We start from the raw sequence: 13380 nt of genomic DNA, 5'->3' as shown, positions 1-13380 counted from the left end.
CCGCTGAGGATCATGGTGCCCTGTTTCGACTTTCAGGAATTTGCACCATGGCTTCTTTACTGCCCTTTCTGCTGTTTGCTTTCGTCGCCTCGATCACTCCGGGGCCGACCAATATTCTGGTGCTGAGCCACAGTTCGCGGCGCGGGTTGATCGCCACGCTGCCGATCATTTTCGGCGCCTGCGCGGCGGCGGCGTTGATTGTGCTGCTGGTCGGGCTCGGTGCTGGTGAAACCCTGTTGCGCTTTCCGCGCGTGCAGCAAGCCATGGCTTGGGCTGGCGTGCTCTGGTTGAGTTGGCTGGCGTGGCAGATTTTTCGCAGCCCACCGCCGTCGGTGGACCCCAGTGCCGCACAAGAACGAGGTTTGAGCGTATTCGGCGCGGCGCTGCTGCAATTGGTCAATCCCAAGGTGTGGATGATGGCCGTGGCCGTGGTCAGCGTATTCGTCGGTGGCGGCGACAAGACACTGCGCCTGCTAGTGTTGTCGCTGGCATTTCTGCTGGTGTCGCTGCCGTGCATGACGCTCTGGGCGCTGCTCGGCGTCGGCAGCGCGCGGTTGCTCGGTTCACCGCAAGCGTTCAAGCGCATGAACGCGGCACTGGCCTTTCTTCTGCTGCTTTCGGCCTGGTTGGCCGTGTTGGTCTAATGCCCGGTCGCCTGCCGGTATTCGCGCGGTGTAAACCCGGTCGAGGCCTTGAACTGACGGGTAAAAGCGCTGTGATCGGTGTAGCCGCATTGCAGCGCAACCTCGGTGATCGGCAAGTCGCTGTGCAGCAAGCGATGCGCATGCTCCAGCCGGACTTTCTGAATCATCTGCCGTGGCGTCAGGTGAAAAACGCGTTTGCAGTAGCGCTCCAGTTGCGCCACGGAAATCCCGGCGATGCGCGTCAGTTCACCCAGCGTCACCCGCCGGTTGAAGTTGCCGCGAATGTATTCATCGACAGCCGCCAGGCGCTCGAAAGCCGGATGGGTTTCGCTGGCTGACTGCAGATCCACCGAGATCCCCACCAGGCCGATGATCGTCCCGTCACGGTTGTAGATCGGCCTCTTGTGGGTCAGGCACCAGCCCGGCTCGCGACTGCCATACAGATGCAGTTCGAGCTGATCCTCCAACACGAAACCTTCCTCCAGCACTTTGCGATCCTGTTCGGTGTATCCCGGGCCCAACTGCGCCGGGAAAACCTGCGCACTGGTTTTGCCGAGCAACGGGCGCAGGTCCTTCAAGCCACAACGCTGCACCAGCGTGCGGTTGGCCAGCACATAGCGCGCTTGCAGATCCTTGATGAAGATCGCCGCATTGGGGATCACATCGAGTATCGGCAACAGTTGCGCGACACCCGCGACCATCTCTTCGAGAGTCTGCGCACGCAAGCCGTCAGTGCCCTGGCACAGGATCGAAAACGCTGACTGCATCAAAGACTCTCCTCGAACTGAACCACCACAGACGCCACTCGCCAGCAGATTGCAGCAACGTCGCCGCCCTGTCGAGGCCGTGCATTCATCGGCGCCATTGTGCTGAATTCGTCATCGATCCCGGCATAAAACATCAATCGCCATCGGCGTCGAGCGGTGCAAAGTCTGGTCGTCCCCGTGACACAACTGCCTATCCAATAACTCACAAGAAGGCGATGCCATGTCAGGCCAAGGCAAGTTCAAAAAACAGCTTTCATTGATCGACCTCACCTTTATCGGACTCGGCGCGATCTTCGGCTCCGGCTGGTTGTTCGCCGCCAGCCATGTCTCGGCGATTGCCGGGCCGGCGGGGATTTTCTCCTGGCTGCTGGGCGGTTTCGCCGTGTTGCTGCTGGGCATCGTCTACTGCGAACTGGGCGCCGCATTGCCCCGTGCCGGTGGCGTGGTGCGCTACCCGGTTTACTCCCACGGCCCGCTGCTCGGCTACCTGATGGGCTTCATTACCCTGATTGCGTTTTCCAGTCTGGTAGCGATCGAAGTGGTCGCCTCGCGCCAATATGCGGCGGCGTGGTTTCCCGGCCTGACCAAGGCTGGCAGTGGCGACCCGACGATACTTGGCTGGCTGGTGCAGTTCGGCCTGCTTTGCGTGTTTTTCCTGCTCAACTACCGCAGCGTGAAAACCTTCGCCAAGGCCAACAATCTGGTCAGCGTGTTCAAATTCATTGTGCCGCTGCTGGTGATCGGCGTGCTGTTCACCTTTTTCAAACCGGAGAATTTCCAGGTTCAGGGCTTCGCTCCGTTCGGACTGTCCGGCGTGGAAATGGCCGTCTCCGCTGGCGGGATCATCTTTGCCTACCTTGGCCTGACGCCGATCATTTCCGTGGCCAGCGAAGTGAAAAATCCCCAGCGCACCATTCCCATCGCGCTGATTCTGTCGGTGCTGCTGTCGACCCTGATCTACGTGCTGCTGCAAATGGCCTTCCTCGGCAGCATTCCGACAGAAATGCTTGCCAACGGCTGGGCCGGCATCAGCAAGGAATTCGCCCTGCCTTATCGCGACATCGCCCTGGCGCTTGGTGTCGGCTGGCTGGCGTATCTGGTGGTCGCCGATGCGGTGATTTCGCCGAGCGGCTGCGGCAACATCTACATGAACGCCACGCCGCGCGTGATCTATGGCTGGGCGCAGACCGGCACCTTCTTCAAGGTCTTCACTCACATCGATGAAAAGTCCGGCATCCCGCGTCCGGCGCTGTGGCTGACCTGCGCCCTGTCGGTGTTCTGGACCCTGCCGTTTCCATCGTGGGAAGCGCTGATCAACGTGGTCTCCGCCGCGTTGGTGCTGAGCTATGCGGTAGCGCCGGTGTCGGTGGCGGCGCTGCGCCGCAATGCGCCGGACATGCCGCGCCCCTTCCGGGTCAGAAGCATGGGCCTGCTCGGGCCAGTGTCGTTCATCATCGCGGCGCTGATCGTCTACTGGTCGGGCTGGAACACCGTGTCGTGGCTGCTCGGCCTGCAAATCCTGATGTTTGTCATCTACCTGTTCTGTGGCCGCTTTGTGCCCACCGCGCACTTGAGTCTGGCGAGTCAGGTGCGTTCATCGGCGTGGCTGATCGCCTTCTACGCGGTGACCATCGTGCTGTCGAAACTCGGCACCTTCGGTGGTCTGGGCATCCTCGCCCATCCGTTCGACACCATCGTCGTCGCCGCTTGCGCCACCGGTATTTACTACTGGGGCGCAGCGACCGGCGTGCCTGCCCATCTGCTGCGTCTGGACGACGAGGACGAAGAAAGCGAAAGCCCCGCGCCCTCGCCCACCGTCAACGCCCGACCTGCCGGTGCCTACTGAAATCATCCAACGGAATTTCTTCATGAAACGAGTACACGTCATTGATTCCCACACCGGCGGCGAACCGACGCGGCTGGTCATGAGCGGCTTCCCCGAGTTGCCCGGCAAGAGCATGGTCGAGAAACGCGACGCCCTGCGCAGCCAGCACGATCAGTGGCGCCGCGCCTGTCTGCTCGAACCACGCGGCAACGATGTGCTGGTCGGCGCGCTGTATTGCCCGCCCGCCTCGGCGGACGCGACCTGCGGGGTGATTTTCTTCAACAACGCCGGCTACCTGGGCATGTGCGGCCACGGCACCATCGGCCTGATCAACTCGTTGCAGCATTTGGGGAAAATCCAGCCGGGCCGGCACAAGATCGACACGCCGGTGGGGCAAGTCAGCGCGACGCTGCACGACGATGGCTCGGTCACCGTGGGCAACGTGCCGGCTTACCGTCATCGCAAACAGGTGCCAGTGGACGTCCCCGGTTTTGGCCGCGTAGTCGGCGATATCGCTTACGGCGGCAACTGGTTTTTCCTCGTTTCCGAGCATGGCCAGACATTGACCATGGACAACGTCGAGCACCTGACGGCGTACACGTGGGCGATGCTCAAGGCGCTGGAAGATCAGGGCATCTCTGGGGAAGACGGCGCGGTCATCGACCACATCGAACTGTTCGCCGATGACGATCAGGCCGACAGTCGCAACTTCGTCATGTGCCCCGGCAAAGCCTACGACCGCTCGCCGTGCGGCACCGGCACCAGCGCCAAACTCGCCTGCCTGGCGGCCGACGACAAACTGCAACCGGGCGCGCCGTGGGTGCAGGCGAGCATTACTGGCAGCCAGTTCGAAGGCCGTTTCGAATGGGAGGGCGAACGCATTCGCCCGTTCATCACCGGCCGCGCCTTTATGACCGCCGACAGCACCTTGCTGATCGACGACGGCGACCCGTTCGCGTGGGGCATCTGCGCCGCCACGCCGATTTTTCACTACGAATCAAACGAAATGCCAAGGAGTTGAATCATGAGCGACAACATCTTCACCGGTTGCATGCCGGCCCTGATGACCCCGTGCACCACCGAGCGCAAACCGGACTTCGACGCGCTGGTGACCAAGGGACGCGAGCTGATCGATGTCGGCATGAGCGCCGTAGTCTATTGCGGCTCGATGGGCGACTGGCCGCTGCTCACCGAAGCCGAGCGCCAAGAAGGCGTGGCACGGCTGGTGGCTGCCGGGGTGCCGACCATCGTCGGTACCGGTGCGGTGAATACCCGTGAAGCGGTTTCCCACGCAGCGCATGCGGCGAAAGTCGGCGCGCAAGGCTTGATGGTCATCCCGCGCGTGATGTCCCGTGGCGCTTCGGCGACGGCGCAAAAGGCCCACTTCGCCGCCATCCTGCAAGCCGCACCGAACTTGCCGGCGGTGATCTACAACAGCCCTTATTACGGCTTCGCCACCCGCGCCGACCTGTTTTTCGAACTGCGCCGTGAGTACCCGAACCTCATCGGTTTCAAGGAATTCGGCGGCGGCGCGGACCTGCGCTACGCAGCTGAGAACATCACTTCCAAGGATGACGACGTGACGCTGATGGTCGGCGTCGACACGCAAGTGGTGCACGGTTTCGTCAACTGCAACGCCACCGGCGCCATCACCGGCATCGGCAACGCCCTGCCCCGCGAAGTGCTGCAACTGGTTGCGCTGAGCAAGCAGGCCGCGCAAGGCGATGCCAAGGCCCGGCGCCAGGCGCGGGAGCTGGAGTCGGCGCTGGCGGTACTGTCGTCGTTCGACGAAGGTTGCGATCTGGTGCTGTATTACAAGCACCTGATGGTGCTCAACGGCGACAAGGAATACACCCTGCACTTCAACGAAACTGACGTGCTGAGCGACTCGCAACGGCGCTATGCCGAGAAGCAATATTCGCTGTTCCGTCATTGGTACGAAAACTGGTCGGCCGAGCAGAACTTCGCCTGACTACTACCTGCCGCGAGTCAACACGATTTGCGGCAGGCCTCGTTGATTTTCACAGGAAGACACCATGACTCTGACGGGCAATATGCTGATCGGCCAGCAAGCCGTGGCGGGCAATCGTCCAGCCTTTCGCGGCATCAATCCGGCGACTAACCAGGCACTCGAACCGCAGTACGCCGGGGCGTCAGCCGAACAGGTCGAACAGGCCAGCGCCCTGGCCTGGGCGGCGCAAGACGCCTATCGCGAAACCAGCCTGAGCACCCGTGGCGCATTCCTCGACAGCATTGCCGAGCACATCGAAAACCTTGGCGATGAACTGATCGAACGCGCCCACGCCGAAACCGGTTTGCCGCGCGCACGCCTTGAGGGTGAACGCGGGCGCACTTGCCAGCAATTGCGCCTGTTCGCTCGCACGGTGCGCGCCGGTGAATGGCTCGACGTGCGCATCGACAATGCGCAACCGCAACGCCAACCGTTGCCCCGTTCTGACTTGCGGCAACGGCAGATTGCCCTGGGGCCTGTGGCGGTATTTGGCGCGAGCAACTTTCCGCTGGCGTTTTCCGTGGCCGGTGGCGATACCGCTGCAGCACTGGCGGCCGGTTGCCCGGTGATCGTCAAGGCGCACAGCGCCCATCCCGGCACCAGTGAACTGGTCGGCCGCGCAGTGGCTCAAGCGGTCAAGGCCTGCGGTTTGCCCGAGGGCGTGTTTTCCTTGTTGTTCGATTCCGGGTACGAAGTGGGTATTGCGCTGGTCGGCGACTGGCGCATCAAAGCCGCCGGTTTCACCGGCTCGCGCAGTGGCGGGCTGGCGTTGATGAAAGCCGCGCAAGCGCGGCCGGAGCCGATTCCTGTGTATGCGGAAATGAGCTCGATCAACCCGGTAGTGCTGTTTCCTGCCGCGCTGGAAAATCGGCCGCAGGCGTTGGCCGAAGGATTTGTCGCGTCGCTGACACTCGGCGCCGGGCAGTTCTGCACCAACCCGGGATTGCTGATTGCCCGTCACGGCCCAGCGCTCGATAAGTTTCTCAGCGCGGTGGCTGAACTGATCCCCCGCAGCCCGGCGCAAACCATGCTCACACCCGGCATTTTCGGCGCCTATCAAGCAGGCGTGACGGCTTTGCAAGACAATCCTGGTGCACGCGCGGTAGCGGCTGGCCAACCCGGCAGCGGCCCGAATCAGTGTCGGGCGCAAGTCTTCAGTACCGACGCGGCGGATTTTCTCGCCGATCAGCGTTTGCAAGCCGAGGTCTTCGGCGCTGCATCGCTGATCGTGCAATGCAGCAGCGAGGAAGAAATTCGTCAGGTCTGCGCACACCTTGAGGGCCAACTGACCGCGACGTTGCACATGGATGACGCCGACCTTGCTTTGGCGCGCACGTTGCTGCCTACCCTGGAACGCAAGGCTGGGCGCCTGCTCGTCAACGGCTGGCCGACCGGCGTGGAAGTCTGCGAGGCGATGGTTCATGGCGGGCCTTACCCGGCGACCTCGGATGCGCGCAGCACCTCGGTCGGCACTGCGGCGATCCTGCGTTTCCTGCGGCCGGTGTGCTATCAGGACTTCCCCGACAGCTTGCTGCCGACGGCGCTGCAACAGACCAATCCACTGCACCTGCGACGTCTGCTCGATGGCCAACGGGAAGCGACACGCCATGGCGAATAACCCTTCGCACGACGTCGCCGTGGTCGGCGCTGGAATCATTGGTGTGGCTTGCGCACTGCGCCTGGCGCGTCAGGGTTTGCGCGTGGTGGTCATCGATCAGCAGGAACCGGGGCATGGCGCTTCGTTCGGCAATGCCGGGCATCTGGCCACCGAGCAGGTGTTCCCGATTGCTGACGCGTCGATCCTCAAACGCTTGCCGGCCATGCTGATGGACCCGATGGGGCCGCTGCGTCTGGACTGGAAATACCTGCCGCACGCCCTGCCGTGGTTCACCCGCTTGCTGCTGAATCTGCGGCCTGAGCCTTTTCAGAAAACCGTCGCCGGCTTGCGCGCGCTCAATGACAGCAGCCTGGACGCGTGGCAGCGCTTGCTCGGTGATATCCAGCGCGCGGATCTGCTCAAGGTTGACGGCTCGTTACTGGTCTTTGAAAAACCTGAATCCCGGCAAGCCATCGAAGCCTTGCAGGCACGACTGCATCAGCAGCAGGTACCGGTCGATTACTGGCAGGCCGGGGCGGTCCGCGAAACGGCGCCGCAGCTCAGCGAACAAATTCAGGGCGGACTGTTTTTCCCGCGCACCGGGCACTTTCTCGACCCGTATCGGGTGGTGTGTGCGCTGGTCGAGGCGGCTCGCAGCAGCGGCGTGAGTTTTCTCAAGCAACAGGTTCGGGGTGGCTATGTGCAGGAAAACGGCGTTTCACTGGTGACCGGCAACGGCGGTGTAATGGCCAGCCGCGTGTTACTGGCTTGCGGTGCGCATTCGGCGAAACTCACCGCCGCGCTGACCGGCAAACAGGTACCGCTGGACACCGAGCGAGGCTATCACCTGATGCTGCCGCACGAGCGTGATCGCCTGCCCTTCCCCGTCACCTCGCTGGAACGCAAATTCATCATGACGCCGATGAGCGAAGGCCTGCGCCTGGCCGGAACGGTGGAATTCGCCGGACTGGAGCGGCCGGCGAACATGGCCCGCGCCTGGCAATTGCAGCGCCTGAGCCAAGGCCTGTTTAGCCATGACCTGAACGCTGATGGCGCGACGCCGTGGATGGGGTTTCGACCATCACTCCCGGATTCGCTGCCAGTGATCGATCAGGTCTGCGACGGCAAGGTCTTGCTTGCCTTCGGTCATCAGCATCTTGGGCTGACCCAGGCGGCGGTCACAGCTGAGATGATCGGGAAAATGGTTTCAGGCGCCACCCTCGCGTTGCCCAATACCGAGCCCTACCGACTGGCGCGTTTCTAAACGTGCTTGAGCGCGTCGCCGTGATGCATGGCCAGATGGCCGGTCTTGTCGCTCTTGACCTCGTACTGCGGCGCGTCTTTCGAGGCCGGGCGGTGGCGGCCCATGAACTCGGTGTCGCGGGTGTGCACCTTGACCACTTTGCCGTGAATCTCGCCGGCCTCGGAATTCCAGCGCACCGCATCGCCGACCTTGAATGAGCTGCTCATCATTGCGTCCTCGCCTCTGGCTTGTTGGTTTATGGAGCCGTGCGCGCTGGAGAAATTCCGCATTTCTGCGAGGCGACCATCGGCAGGCAAAAAAATCGAACGGCGAAAATTGTCCGCACCTCCAACGTGCACGAGCCGTAAAACCGTAACGAGGAGGTGTGAGATGAATAATGATCAAGGCAAGCAAGGTGACGATCCACTCCCAACCACACCGGATCCGCTGAGTCCGGGGCGTACCGAGGTGGATCCGATGAAGGAGCGCGGCATCGACGAACTGCCCGACAACGAAGGTGAAATCCCGCTGGATAATGACGATGCCGGATTGGACCCCGAGCAGGTGCGACAGGAAACCGATAACGCCGAGATGGACGATCAGCCCAATCCGCGATGAGCCTTCAATCGCAGCCGTCGCCCTACGGCTGCCTTTGGCTTATGCGTCAACGGCAGAATCAGGCAAGCATTTCACAGAAATGCACTACCTCGCGCTCGGACCCCCGCGCAACAATGAGCGTCCGACAACCCATGGAGGATGCTCACATGCTGGTACAAGCTTACGGCGCCCACGCTGGCGACAAACCTCTTGAGCCGATGCAGATCAACCGCCGAGCCCCGGCGGCGCATGACGTGCAGATCGATATCGCCTTCTGCGGCATCTGCCATTCCGACCTGCATCAGGTGCGCGCGGAATGGGCAGGCACGCAATTCCCCTGCGTCCCCGGCCATGAAATCGTCGGCCGCGTCTCAGCGGTTGGCAATCACGTCAAAGACTACAAGGTCGGCGATCTGGTCGGTGTCGGTTGCATCGTCGACAGCTGCCAGCACTGCGACGACTGCGACTCCGGCCTGGAAAACTACTGCGACGGCATGATCGGCACTTACAACTTTCCGACCCCCGACGCACCAGGCTGGACCCTCGGCGGATACTCGCAAAACATTGTCGTGCACGAGCGCTACGTGTTGCGTATTCGTCATCCCGAAACGCAACTGGCCGCCGTCGCGCCGCTGCTCTGCGCTGGCATCACCACTTATTCGCCGCTGCGCCAGTGGAACGCCGGCCCCGGCAAGAAAGTCGGCGTGGTCGGCATCGGTGGCCTCGGCCACATGGGCATCAAACTGGCCCACGCCATGGGCGCCCATGTCGTCGCATTCACCACTTCCGAATCCAAGCGTGAAGCCGCCAAAGCACTGGGCGCGGACGAAGTGGTGGTGTCGCGCAATGCCGAGGAAATGGCAGCACACGCCAAGAGCTTCGACTTCATCCTCAACACCGTCGCCGCGCCACACGATCTTGACGCGTTCCTGGTTTTGCTCAAGCGCGATGGCGCGTTGACCCTGGTCGGTGCGCCTGCTTCGCCGCATCCTTCGCCAAACGTGTTCAACCTGATCACCAAGCGGCGGACCATTGCCGGCTCGATGATCGGCGGCATTCCCGAAACTCAGGAGATGCTCGATTTCTGCGCCGAGCACGGCATCGTTTCCGACATCGAATTGATCCGTGCCGACCAGATCAACGAGTCCTACGAGCGTATGCTCAGGGGCGATGTCAAATATCGCTTCGTCATCGACAACGCAACCCTCGCCGGCTAATCGCCAACGTCCATCGGCAGCGACGTGCTGCCGATGGCTTAAGGGATTCCATCGGCGCGATTTGACAGCGCCAGCGTTGCTCGCCAGAGTCGCACCCCTTTTTTCCACCGTTGGGTGAACAGGGGTCGCCGTTGAACCAACAGACATTGTCCATGCGCCTTGAACGCGTCGCTGCCCATGTGCCGGTCGGCGCACGGCTGGCCGATATCGGCTCCGATCACGCTTATCTGCCGGTAGCCCTGATGCGCCGGGGCCTGATTACAGCGGCGGTGGCTGGTGAGGTCGCGCGCACGCCGTTCCATGCAGCGCAACGCACCGTCAATGACAGCGACCTGCACAGCCACATCAGTGTGCGCCTGGCTGATGGTCTGGCAGCGATCAAACCTGAAGATGCGATCACCGCCATCACCCTGTGCGGCATGGGCGGCGAAACCATTCGCGATATTTTCCAGAGCGGTAAAGCTCACCTCAATGGCCACGAACGGCTGATCCTGCAGCCCAACGGCGGCGAGCAAGCGTTGCGTCAGTGGTTGATGGATAACGGCTACCGCATCGTCTGTGAGGAGGTGCTGCACGAGAACCGCTTCGACTACGAAATCATCGTTGCCGAGCGTGCCTCTGATCCGGTGACTTACGATGCCAGGGAACTGTTTTTCGGCCCCCTGCAGCTGCAGATGCGCACCCCTTCCTTTGTGCGAAAGTGGCAACGCAGGCTGAGTCAGCGGCAGAAGACGCTGGGGCAGTTCACGCAAGCGCAACAGGCGTTACCCGAGGACAAAATCGGGGCGCTGAGGCAAGAGGTGCAGTGGATCAGCGAATTGCTTGGGTGACTGTGGCGACGTCTTCGCGGGCAAGCCCGCTCCCACAGGGGTTTCGGGATTGGCGTGAAATTTTGCTGCAGCACCTGCCAACTGTGGGAGCGGGCTTGCTCGCGAAGGCAATCTGTCAGTTGCCATCGTTGGTGACTGTGCCGCCGTCTTCGCGGGCAAGCCCGCTCCCACAGGGGTTTCGGGGTTGGCGTGAAATTTTGCTGCAGCACCTGCCAACTGTGGGAGCGGGCTTGCTCGCGAAGGCAATGTCAGTTGCCATCGTTGGTGACTGTGCCGCCGTCTTCGCGGGCAAGCCCGCTCCCACAGGGGTTTCGGGATTGGCGTGAAATTTTGCTGCAGCGCCTGCCAACTGTGGGAGCGGGCTTGCTTGCGAAGGCAATCTGTCAGTTGTCATCGTTGGTGACTGTGCCGCCGTCTTCGCGGGCAAGCCCGCTCCCACAGAGGTTTCGAGATTGGCGTGAAATTTTGCTGCAGCGCCTGCCAACTGTGGGAGCGGGCTTGCTCGCGAAGGCAATTTGTCAGTTGCCATCGTTGGTGACTGTGGCGACGTCTTCGCGGGCAAGCCTGCTCCCTCAGGGGTTTCGGGATTGGCGTGAAATTTTGCTGCAGCACCTGCCAACTGTGGGAAACAAGCGGGCTTGCTCGCGAAGGTAATCTGTCAGTTGTCATCGTTGGTGACTGTGCCGCCGTCTTCGCGGGCAAGCCCGCTCCCACAGGGGTTTCGGGATTGGCGTGAAATTTTGCTGCAGCGCCTGCCAACTGTGGGAGCGGGCTTGCTCGCGAAGGCAATCTGTCAGTTGTCATCGTTGGTGACTGTGCCGCCGTCTTCGCGCGCAAGCCCGCTCCCTCAGGGGTTTCGGGGTTGGCGTGAAATTTTGCTGCAGCGCCTGCTCGCCTCCACAGGGCTAGTCGAACTCTGGTTTCCGTTTGAAAAATGAAAAGCCTGCTGTTGAAAGCAGGCTTTTTCGTGGGCGGTGTCTTACTTCTGCTGCATCAACGCCGAGTAGCTGTTCATCAGGTTGCGGTAGTTGGGGATCCGCTGCGACAGCAGGTTGCCCAGGCCCTCGATGTCGTTGCGCCAGTCGCGGTGCAGCTCACAGGCCACCGAGAACCAGTTCATCATCTGCGCGCCGGCCTGAGTCATGCGGCTCCACGCGGCTTGCTGCACGGTGGTATTGAACGTGCCGGAGGCATCGGTCACCACAAACACGTCAAACCCTTCTGCCAGTGCCGACAAGGTCGGGAACGCGACACACACATCCGTCACCACACCGGCAATGATGATCTGCTTGCGCCCGGTGGCCTTGATCGCCTTGACGAAATCTTCGTTGTCCCAGGCGTTGATCTGGCCAGGGCGAGCGATGTACGGCGCGTCCGGGAACATCTCTTTCAGCTCCGGTACCAGCGGGCCGTTCGGGCCTTGTTCGAAGCTGGTGGTGAGGATGGTCGGCAGGTCGAAAAACTTGGCCAGATCCGCCAGTGCCAGCACGTTGTTCTTGAACTCGTTCGGCGAGAAGTCCTGCACCAGCGAGATCAGACCGGTCTGGTGATCAACCAGCAGCACGATAGCGTCGTCTTTGTTCAGGCGGTTGTAGGTTGGAGTGGTCATGGTGTACGTCCCTTTTCAAGTTTGAAGTTTTGTTGTTGCGTTCAAGTTGGGTACAGATTACTGACGCACAGCAAAGGGATAAATCGGCTGAAAAGCGTTTCACCGTCTACTTGAACAGGACAATCACTACCACCCCGACCCGATTCGATACACCACAGTACAAATGATGTACCTCCGCCCCCATTTATCAACTCCGCGCAACTTCCTAAAGTCGCCTCCAACAGCCACCCGCCATCCTGACGGGGCCGGCGACAGAGGAAACCATCATGAGCACATCGAAAAAAGTTGTTGTCATCACCGGCGCCTCGCAAGGCATTGGTGCAGGTCTGGTCGCAGGCTTTCGCGCCCTTGGCCACCAAGTGGTCGCGACCTCGCGCTCGATCAAAGAGTCGAGTGACCCGGATGTCCTGACCGTCGCTGGCGACATCGCCGATCCGCAAACCGCCGAGCGAGTGATTCGCGCCGCAGTAGACAGGTTCGGTCGCGTCGATACGCTGGTCAACAATGCCGGAATCTTTCTGGCCAAGCCGTTCACCGCTTACAGCCAGGCGGACTATGCCCAAGTCGTGGCGACCAACATGAGCGGTTTCTTCTACATATCGCAACTGGCCATCGCCGAGATGGAAAAACACCGCAGCGGCCACGTCGTCAGCGTGACCACCAGCCTGGTTGATCATGCAATCGATGGCGTGCCTTCGGTATTGGCATCGCTGACCAAGGGCGGCATCAACGCCGCGACCAAATCCCTGGCGATCGAGTACGCCAAGCGCGGCATTCGGGTCAACGCGGTGTCGCCGGGCATCATCAAGACGCCGATGCACGCCGAGGACTCCCATCAGGCTCTGGGCAGCTTGCATCCGGTCGGCCACATGGGGGAAATCGACGACATCGTGCAAGCGATCCTCTACCTCGACGGCGCGAATTTCGTCACGGGCGAGATCCTGCATGTCGACGGTGGTCAGAGCGCCGGCCATTGAGCAAAACCGGCAATGCCGCCGGTGGATACCGGCGGTGTCGCTGGTTGTGGTACACAGAGGATG

At 61.6% G+C, this 13380-nt stretch carries 13 protein-coding genes; 10 read left to right on the top strand and 3 right to left on the bottom strand.

What is annotated here, in order from left to right; all coding sequences use genetic code 11:
- The first annotated feature begins 47 nt into the window (after positions 1 to 47).
- Positions 48 to 644 carry a LysE family translocator gene (locus tag ACP7D9_RS01305; protein ID WP_426155190.1) on the top strand — a complete coding sequence of 199 codons (597 nt, stop codon included), beginning with the start codon at positions 48 to 50 and terminating at the stop codon, positions 642 to 644.
- Here the strand turns inward: ACP7D9_RS01305 and ACP7D9_RS01300 are convergent.
- Positions 641 to 1411 carry a helix-turn-helix domain-containing protein gene (locus ACP7D9_RS01300; protein ID WP_426155188.1) on the bottom strand — a complete coding sequence of 257 codons (771 nt, stop codon included), beginning with the start codon at positions 1409 to 1411 and terminating at the stop codon, positions 641 to 643. The genes ACP7D9_RS01305 and ACP7D9_RS01300 overlap by 4 nt on opposite strands.
- 220 nt (positions 1412 to 1631) lie before the next feature.
- On the opposite strand from ACP7D9_RS01300, the gene ACP7D9_RS01295 reads away from it, so the two are divergent.
- From ACP7D9_RS01295 to ACP7D9_RS01275, 5 genes are all read left to right on the top strand, one after another.
- The gene (locus ACP7D9_RS01295) at positions 1632 to 3257 is read left to right on the top strand and encodes an APC family permease (protein WP_426155186.1); all 1626 of its coding nucleotides are present in this window, start codon (positions 1632 to 1634) and stop codon (positions 3255 to 3257) included.
- A 22-nt stretch (positions 3258 to 3279) separates the two neighbouring features.
- Entirely contained in the window at positions 3280 to 4257 is a 978-nt protein-coding gene (locus ACP7D9_RS01290) for a 4-hydroxyproline epimerase (protein WP_426155184.1), read from the top strand.
- 3 nt (positions 4258 to 4260) lie between these two features.
- Positions 4261 to 5208 (top strand): dihydrodipicolinate synthase family protein, encoded by a 948-nt coding sequence (locus tag ACP7D9_RS01285; RefSeq protein WP_426155182.1) that lies wholly within the window; start codon positions 4261 to 4263, stop codon positions 5206 to 5208.
- A 64-nt stretch (positions 5209 to 5272) separates the two neighbouring features.
- On the top strand, positions 5273 to 6865 hold the full coding sequence (locus tag ACP7D9_RS01280) for an aldehyde dehydrogenase (NADP(+)) (protein WP_426155180.1): 1593 nt from the start codon (positions 5273 to 5275) through the stop codon (positions 6863 to 6865).
- Positions 6855 to 8108, top strand: a complete 1254-nt coding sequence (locus ACP7D9_RS01275) for an FAD-dependent oxidoreductase (RefSeq protein ID WP_426155178.1) — start codon at positions 6855 to 6857, stop codon at positions 8106 to 8108. The genes ACP7D9_RS01280 and ACP7D9_RS01275 overlap by 11 nt, the downstream gene beginning before the upstream one ends.
- Here ACP7D9_RS01275 and ACP7D9_RS01270 read toward each other — a convergent pair.
- Positions 8105 to 8314, bottom strand: a complete 210-nt coding sequence (locus tag ACP7D9_RS01270; RefSeq protein WP_076563378.1) for a DUF2945 domain-containing protein — start codon at positions 8312 to 8314, stop codon at positions 8105 to 8107. The genes ACP7D9_RS01275 and ACP7D9_RS01270 overlap by 4 nt on opposite strands.
- A 163-nt stretch (positions 8315 to 8477) precedes the next feature.
- Here ACP7D9_RS01270 and ACP7D9_RS01265 point away from each other — a divergent pair, with 163 nt between their 5' ends.
- The 3 genes from ACP7D9_RS01265 to ACP7D9_RS01255 all read left to right on the top strand — a co-directional run bounded on the left by ACP7D9_RS01265 (position 8478) and on the right by ACP7D9_RS01255 (position 10731).
- The gene (locus ACP7D9_RS01265) at positions 8478 to 8705 is read left to right on the top strand and encodes a hypothetical protein (protein ID WP_101155310.1); all 228 of its coding nucleotides are present in this window, start codon (positions 8478 to 8480) and stop codon (positions 8703 to 8705) included.
- A 146-nt stretch (positions 8706 to 8851) separates the two neighbouring features.
- The gene (locus ACP7D9_RS01260; RefSeq protein WP_101155312.1) at positions 8852 to 9901 is read left to right on the top strand and encodes an NAD(P)-dependent alcohol dehydrogenase; all 1050 of its coding nucleotides are present in this window, start codon (positions 8852 to 8854) and stop codon (positions 9899 to 9901) included.
- Between the two features lie 131 nt (positions 9902 to 10032).
- The gene (locus tag ACP7D9_RS01255) at positions 10033 to 10731 is read left to right on the top strand and encodes a tRNA (adenine(22)-N(1))-methyltransferase (protein ID WP_426155175.1); all 699 of its coding nucleotides are present in this window, start codon (positions 10033 to 10035) and stop codon (positions 10729 to 10731) included.
- 979 nt (positions 10732 to 11710) lie between these two features.
- Here ACP7D9_RS01255 and ycaC read toward each other — a convergent pair.
- Positions 11711 to 12340 (bottom strand): isochorismate family cysteine hydrolase YcaC, encoded by a 630-nt coding sequence (gene ycaC / locus ACP7D9_RS01250; protein ID WP_426155173.1) that lies wholly within the window; start codon positions 12338 to 12340, stop codon positions 11711 to 11713.
- A gap of 266 nt (positions 12341 to 12606) precedes the next feature.
- On the opposite strand from ycaC, the gene ACP7D9_RS01245 reads away from it, so the two are divergent.
- Positions 12607 to 13317 (top strand): SDR family NAD(P)-dependent oxidoreductase, encoded by a 711-nt coding sequence (locus ACP7D9_RS01245; RefSeq protein ID WP_426155171.1) that lies wholly within the window; start codon positions 12607 to 12609, stop codon positions 13315 to 13317.
- The last annotated feature ends 63 nt before the right edge of the window (positions 13318 to 13380 follow it).

Origin of the sequence: Pseudomonas sp. TSRC2-2 (genome assembly GCF_049897785.1) — a bacterium.
GTDB lineage: Bacteria > Pseudomonadota > Gammaproteobacteria > Pseudomonadales > Pseudomonadaceae > Aquipseudomonas.
The sequence above is the reverse complement of the archived record's forward strand: the minus strand, read 5'-3'. Positions and strand labels throughout refer to the sequence as shown.

Excerpts from the sequence above, each read along its gene's own strand:
- ycaC (WP_426155173.1), bottom strand. The coding sequence starts at position 12,340 with ATGACCACTCCAACCTACAACCGCCTGAACAAAGACGACGCTATCGTG.
- ACP7D9_RS01245 (WP_426155171.1), top strand. The coding sequence starts at position 12,607 with ATGAGCACATCGAAAAAAGTTGTTGTCATCACCGGCGCCTCGCAAGGC.
- ACP7D9_RS01260 (WP_101155312.1), top strand. The coding sequence starts at position 8,852 with ATGCTGGTACAAGCTTACGGCGCCCACGCTGGCGACAAACCTCTTGAG.
- ACP7D9_RS01285 (WP_426155182.1), top strand. The coding sequence starts at position 4,261 with ATGAGCGACAACATCTTCACCGGTTGCATGCCGGCCCTGATGACCCCG.
- ACP7D9_RS01295 (WP_426155186.1), top strand. The coding sequence starts at position 1,632 with ATGTCAGGCCAAGGCAAGTTCAAAAAACAGCTTTCATTGATCGACCTC.
- ACP7D9_RS01265 (WP_101155310.1), top strand. The coding sequence starts at position 8,478 with ATGAATAATGATCAAGGCAAGCAAGGTGACGATCCACTCCCAACCACA.
- ACP7D9_RS01270 (WP_076563378.1), bottom strand. The coding sequence starts at position 8,314 with ATGAGCAGCTCATTCAAGGTCGGCGATGCGGTGCGCTGGAATTCCGAG.
- ACP7D9_RS01275 (WP_426155178.1), top strand. The coding sequence starts at position 6,855 with ATGGCGAATAACCCTTCGCACGACGTCGCCGTGGTCGGCGCTGGAATC.
- ACP7D9_RS01280 (WP_426155180.1), top strand. The coding sequence starts at position 5,273 with ATGACTCTGACGGGCAATATGCTGATCGGCCAGCAAGCCGTGGCGGGC.
- ACP7D9_RS01300 (WP_426155188.1), bottom strand. The coding sequence starts at position 1,411 with ATGCAGTCAGCGTTTTCGATCCTGTGCCAGGGCACTGACGGCTTGCGT.
- ACP7D9_RS01305 (WP_426155190.1), top strand. The coding sequence starts at position 48 with ATGGCTTCTTTACTGCCCTTTCTGCTGTTTGCTTTCGTCGCCTCGATC.
- ACP7D9_RS01290 (WP_426155184.1), top strand. The coding sequence starts at position 3,280 with ATGAAACGAGTACACGTCATTGATTCCCACACCGGCGGCGAACCGACG.